Source organism: Actinoplanes sp. NPDC051633 (assembly GCF_040681735.1).
GTDB lineage: Bacteria > Actinomycetota > Actinomycetes > Mycobacteriales > Micromonosporaceae > Actinoplanes.
On the sequence record NZ_JBFAZH010000475.1, the window covers coordinates 1 to 5607 of the forward strand.

Annotated in this window: 4 protein-coding genes; 1 reads left to right on the forward strand and 3 read right to left on the reverse strand. The window is 71.5% G+C overall.

What is annotated here, in order from left to right; translation table 11 throughout:
- Together hrpA and AB0M20_RS24195 are read right to left on the reverse strand one after the other, a co-directional pair.
- On the reverse strand, nucleotides 1-1541 hold a 1541-nt coding region (hrpA, locus tag AB0M20_RS24190; protein ID WP_364301740.1), incomplete at its 3' end, for an ATP-dependent RNA helicase HrpA.
- Between the two features lie 43 nt (nucleotides 1542-1584).
- A complete protein-coding gene (locus AB0M20_RS24195) occupies nucleotides 1585-2358 on the reverse strand; it encodes an aldo/keto reductase (RefSeq protein ID WP_364301742.1) in 774 nt (257 codons plus the stop codon).
- A gap of 90 nt (nucleotides 2359-2448) precedes the next feature.
- On the opposite strand from AB0M20_RS24195, the gene AB0M20_RS24200 reads away from it, so the two are divergent.
- On the forward strand, nucleotides 2449-4041 hold the full coding sequence (locus tag AB0M20_RS24200) for an alpha/beta fold hydrolase (RefSeq protein WP_364301744.1): 1593 nt from the start codon (nucleotides 2449-2451) through the stop codon (nucleotides 4039-4041).
- 4 nt (nucleotides 4042-4045) lie between these two features.
- Here the strand turns inward: AB0M20_RS24200 and AB0M20_RS24205 are convergent.
- A partial coding sequence (locus AB0M20_RS24205; RefSeq protein WP_364301746.1) for a PAS domain-containing sensor histidine kinase occupies nucleotides 4046-5607 on the reverse strand: 1562 nt, incomplete at its 5' end.

Here is a 5607-nt window from a genome sequence, read left to right on the forward strand (position 1 = left end):
ATGACCATCACCTCGCGGACGCAGTTGTTCTTGTCCGCCTCCACCACCATGCGGGCCAGCCGCGGGTCCACGGGCAGCTGGGACAGCTGGCGGCCCATGGGCGTGAGCCGCTTCTTGTGGTCCTTCTCCGACGGGTCCAGCGCGCCCAGCTCCTGGAGCAGCTGCACGCCGTCCCGGATGTTGCGGTGGTCCGGCGGGTCGATGAAGGGGAACTTCTCGATGTCACCGAGGCCGGCCGCGGTCATCTGGAGGATGACGGAGGCGAGGTTGGTGCGCAGGATCTCGGCGTCGGTGAACTCCGGCCGGGCGAGGAAGTCGTCCTCGGAGTACAGCCGGATGCAGATGCCGTCGGAGGTGCGGCCGCAGCGGCCCTTGCGCTGGTTGGCGCTGGCCTGCGAGATCGCCTCGATGGGCAGCCGCTGCACCTTGAGCCGGCTGGAGTACCGGGAGATCCGCGCGGTGCCCGGGTCGATCACGTAGCGGATGCCCGGCACGGTCAGCGAGGTCTCGGCGACGTTGGTGGCGAGCACGATCCGGCGGCCGGTGTGCGGCTGGAAGACTCGGTGCTGCTCGGCCGCGCTGAGCCGGCCGTAGAGCGGCGTCACCTCGGTGTTGCGCAGCTCCCGCTTGGACAGCGCGTCGGCGGTGTCCCGGATCTCCCGCTCGCCGCTGAGGAAGACCAGGATGTCGCCGGTGCTCATCGAGCCGAGCTCGTCGACGGCGGCGGCGATCCCGTCGATCTGGTCCTGCTCCTCGTCGATGTCCAGCGGCCGATACCTGACCTCGACCGGATACGTCCGCCCGCTGACCTCGATCACGGGAGCACCCGAGAAGTGCTCCGAGAAGCGGCCCGTCTCGATCGTCGCCGACGTGATGATCACCTTGAGGTCGGGCCGGCGCGGCAGCAGCTCCTTGAGGTAGCCGAGCAGGAAGTCGATGTTCAGGCTGCGCTCGTGCGCCTCGTCGATGATCAGGGTGTCGTACCGGCGCAGCATCCGGTCGTTCTGGATCTCGGCCAGCAGGATGCCGTCGGTCATCACCTTGACGAGGGTGTCCTCGCCGGACTGGTCGGTGAAGCGAACCTTGTAGCCGACCGCCGAGCCCAGCGGCGTGTCGAGCTCCTCGGCGATCCGCTCGGCGACCGTGCGGGCGGCGATCCGGCGGGGCTGGGTGTGGCCGATCTGCCCGCGGACGCCCCGGCCGAGCTCGAGGCAGATCTTCGGCAGCTGCGTGGTCTTGCCGGAGCCGGTCTCGCCGGCCACCACGACGACCTGGTGGTCGCGGATGGCGGCGGCGATGTCGGCCCGGCGCTCGCTGACCGGCAGGTGTTCCGGGTACGTGATCGCCGGCACCGCCGCCAGCCGGGCGTCCCGCCGCCGGGCCGCGGCCTCCACCGCGTCGGCGATCTCCGCCAGAGCCCGCGCCCGGGCCTCCTCGTCACGGATCTTGCGGGTGCCCTCGAGCCGCCGCTGCAGCCGGCGCTCGTCGTGAGGGAGCAGATCGGACATGCGGCGGCGCAGCTCGGGCACGGTGACAGACATGGCGCAGCAAGAATAGGCAGATCGGGCGCCGAACGCCGCGTGATTATCGCCGCTGTCCGAGCCCGTCGATCCCGGCCAGCTCCTCGTCGGTCAGCGTGAAGCCGCCGATGTCGAGGTTCTGCGCGATCCGTTCCGGCCGGGCGCTCTTGGGAATCACCACGATCTCGCGCTGGACGTGCCACTTCAGGACGACCCGGGCCGCGTCGACGCCGTACTTCTCCGCGAGCCGGGTCAGCAGCGGGTCGCGCAGGTTCGTGGTCTTGAACGGCGAGTAGCCCTCGACCACCACGCCGCGCTCTCGGTGCCCGGCGACCAGCTTCGCGTCGTACAGCGCCGGGCCGAACCGGATCTGGTTGACCGCCGGGGTCACGCCGGTGGTGTTGGTCAGCTCGTCGATCTCGCCGAGGTCGTAGTTGCTGACCCCGATCGCCCGGGCCCGGCCGCTCTCCTTGGCGGCGACGAACTTCTCCCACACCGCGACCGACTTGCGCCGCGGCGGCCAGTGGATCAGCCACAGGTCGACGGCGTCCACGCCCAGATCACGCAGGCTGGCGTCGAGCGTCGCGTCCTCCCGGCCGGCCCGCTCCGGCGGCAGCTTGGTGGTCACGAAGACCTCGTCGCGCGGCACGCCGGAGTCGCGCAGCGCGCGCCCGACCTCGGCCTCGTTGCCGTACATGGTGGCGGTGTCGATGTGCCGGTAGCCGGCGTCGAGCGCGGCCCGCACGGCCTCGTACGCCTGCTCGCCGCGGATCTGCCAGGTGCCGAAGCCGAGCAGCGGCATGGCCGTCCCGGAGTTGAGCTGCACGTTCTGGGTCATCCCTCAGTTCTACCTCTGCCCTCATCCGGCTCACAGGTCTGGCCGAACGGTCATTCAGGTTCCATGAGCCTCAATGGTTAACCTCCGACAATGAAAAAGACATTGTCGGCCGTCGTGGCGGCGGCGGTCGGGCTGGTGCTCGGTGGCGGGTCGGTCCCGTCGGCGGCGCAGGCCGGCCACGGTCCCGGCGGGTACACGCCACCACCGGTCAGCTGGGGCGCGTGCAGCGACCCGGACCTGCAGGAGCTCGAGGCGCAGTGCGGTTTCGTCACCGTGCCCCTCGACTACGCCAAGCCTCGCGGCACCAAGATCAAGGTCGCCGTGTCGCGCGTGCGGCACACCTCGTCCACGGCCGGCTACCAGGGCATCATGCTGGTCAACCCGGGCGGCCCGGGCGGCTCGGGCCTTGGCCTGGCGAGCCTCGGCCAGTTCATCCCGGGCGGGGTCGGCGGAGACTACGACTGGATCGGCTTCGACCCGCGCGGCGTCGGCGCGAGCCAGCCGTCCCTGACCTGCGACGGCGACTACGCCGGCTACAACCGGCCGCCGTACGTGCCGACGACGAAGGCGATCGAGCGCGCGTGGCTGAACCGCGCCCGCGGCTACGCCAACGACTGCGAGCGGGCCGGCGGCGCGCTGCTCGACCACGTGAAGACCACCGACAACGCGGCCGACATGGACAGCATCCGCAAGGCGCTGGGCGCCAAGCAGATCAACTTCTACGGCTTCTCGTACGGGACCTACCTCGGCCAGGTCTACGCGACGAAGTACCCCGGCAAGGTGCGCCGGATGGTCTTCGACGGCAGCGTCGACCCGACGCGGGTCTGGTACCGGTCGAACCTCGACCAGGACCGCGACTTCAACCGCAACATCAACATCTACTTCGGCTGGGTGGCGAAGTACGACTCGGTGTACCACCTCGGCACCACCGCCGCGGAGGTGCGCAAGCGGTACTACGCGACCGAGCGGAAGCTGGCGAAGACGCCGGCCGGGCTGCTCGGGCAGGCCGAGCTGAACGACGTCGTGCTGTCGGCGGCCTACTACGTCTACGGCTGGGAGCCGATCGCCGAGGCGCTCTCCGCGCTGATCAACGACGGCGACCCGGAGCCGATCCTGGCGTTCTACGCGCCGCCCGGCCCCGGCGCCGACAACGGCTACGCCATGTACCTGGCCACGCTCTGCACGGACGCGCCGTGGCCGCAGAGCCTGGAGAAGTTCCGCCGCGACAACTGGAAGACGTACGCCAAGGCGCCGTTCGCCACCTGGAGCAACGCCTGGTTCAACGCTCCCTGCCTGTTCTGGGACGCCGACACAGCGCGCCGGCCGGTCAAGGTCGACGGCAGCAAGGCCCCGCCGATCCTGCTGATCGGCGAGACGCTGGACTCGGCCACGGCGTTCTCCGGCAGCCTCGAGGTCCGCAAGCGGTTCCCGCGCTCGGTGCTGGTCGAGGGCGTCGGCGGCACCACGCACGCCGGATCGCTCAGCGGTGTGGCGTGCACCGACGACACCATCGCGGCGTACCTGGACACCGGCGCACTGCCGAACAGGCTGCGCGGCAACCGCTCCGACAAGAAATGCGATCCGGTGCCGCAGCCGGATCCGACGGCGGCCGCGGCGGCCCGCAGCGCCGATGCCTCGGGTACGGGCCTCGGCCGCCCGAAGCAGCTGACCGCTATCCGCTGATCCCCTATCCGCTGATCGATGGGACCGGCGGGTGCTCCCGGAGGAGATCGCCCGCCGGTTCGGTCACTCTCGCCATCGGCGAGGCGAGCGGCAAGGTGAAGTGGAAGCGCGTGCCGCCGCCCGGGTTGTCGGTCACCCCGATGGAGCCGCCGTGCCGCTCGACGATGCGGCGGCAGATGGCCAGGCCGAGGCCCGTGCCGGCGTAGCCGGCGGCGGTGTGGGCGCGGTGGAAGGACTCGAAGATGTCCGGCTTGTCGTCGTCCGGGATGCCGATCCCCCGGTCGGCGATCTCGATCCGGGTCCAGCCCGTGCCGGCCGCCGCCGCGGTCACGTCGACCCGGGCCGCGCGGCCCGGCGGCACGTATTTCAGCGCGTTGCCGATCAGGTTGTCCAGCACGTGGCGCAGCATCGCCGGGTCGGCGTCCACATCCGGCAGCGGGCCGACGTAGAAGTCCGGCGGCGGCGCGTCGCCCGGCCGGCGCGGCTCGGTGCGGGCCAGGATCACGTCGTCGACCAGGGGGCCGAGCGCGACGGTCTCGCGCCGCAGCGGCGCGTCCTTCGATGTGGTGTACGCGAGCAGCGTGTCGATCTGCCCGGCCATCCGGTCGGCGGCCAGCGAGATCCGCTGCAGCGAGGTGCTGATGTCGACGCCGTCGGCAAGATCCTCGGCCGCGGTCTCGCAGTGCCCGCGGATCACCGCCAGCGGCGCCTTCAGGTCGTGCGCGACCACACCCGCGAAGACCGAGAGGTCGGTCTCGTACCGGCGCAGCTCGGTGATGTCGTGGAAGACGGCGACCGCGCCCTGCTGTCCGGCGCTCACGTCCAACGGCCGGCCGTCGACACTGATCAGGATGCCGTCCGGACGCCTGGCGTTGCGCACCAGCATCTCCACGCCGTCGGACGACTCCCCGCGCAGGGCGCGGACCAGCGGCATCTCCTCGACGGGGAACGGGGTACGCCCGTCCGGCCGGAACAGCCCGTAGTGCTCCTGCCAGGTCCCCGGCCCGGACACGTCGTCGTCGACGCCGAGCAGAGCCTTCGCGGCCGGGTTGTGCAGCAGGAACTCGCCGTTGGCGTCCACCACGCCGACCCCGTCGCCGAGGCTCGCCATGATCGCGCCGAGCAGCCCGGCCTGGCGACGGCTCTCCGCTTCGGCGGTGCGCAGCTCGGCGGTGGCGATCTGCACCTGCCGGCGGGCCCGCGAGCGGCCGTTGGCCAGCACGTGCACCAGCCCGGCCAGCATCAGGGTGAGCGCGAGGCCGCCGAGCAGCACGGTGATCGGCAGGCTGCTGCGGGCGCCGGGCAGATAGGCCGAGTCGGCGCCGGTGACCAGCGTCCAGTGCCGGTCGGCGACCGGGAAGGTGGCCTTGCGGTGCAGGTCGGGGGTGCCGCGGGCGGCGTAGGCGGCGACCCGCACCCGCCGGCCGTCGCCGTTGGTGGCCAGCAGCTCGCCGTCGAGCTGATTCTGGCTGGCCGTGCTCAGCACGTCGCCGAGGAAGTCCTGGCCGTGCATGCCCAGCACCATCCAGCCCTGGAAGATCGGCGGCACGTCGGCCCGGTCCTCGG

What these genes read in the sequence shown, in the direction of transcription:
- AB0M20_RS24200 (WP_364301744.1), top strand. Translation starts at nt 2,449, where the DNA reads ATGAAAAAGACATTGTCGGCCGTCGTGGCGGCGGCGGTCGGGCTGGTG.
- AB0M20_RS24195 (WP_364301742.1), bottom strand. Translation starts at nt 2,358, where the DNA reads ATGACCCAGAACGTGCAGCTCAACTCCGGGACGGCCATGCCGCTGCTC.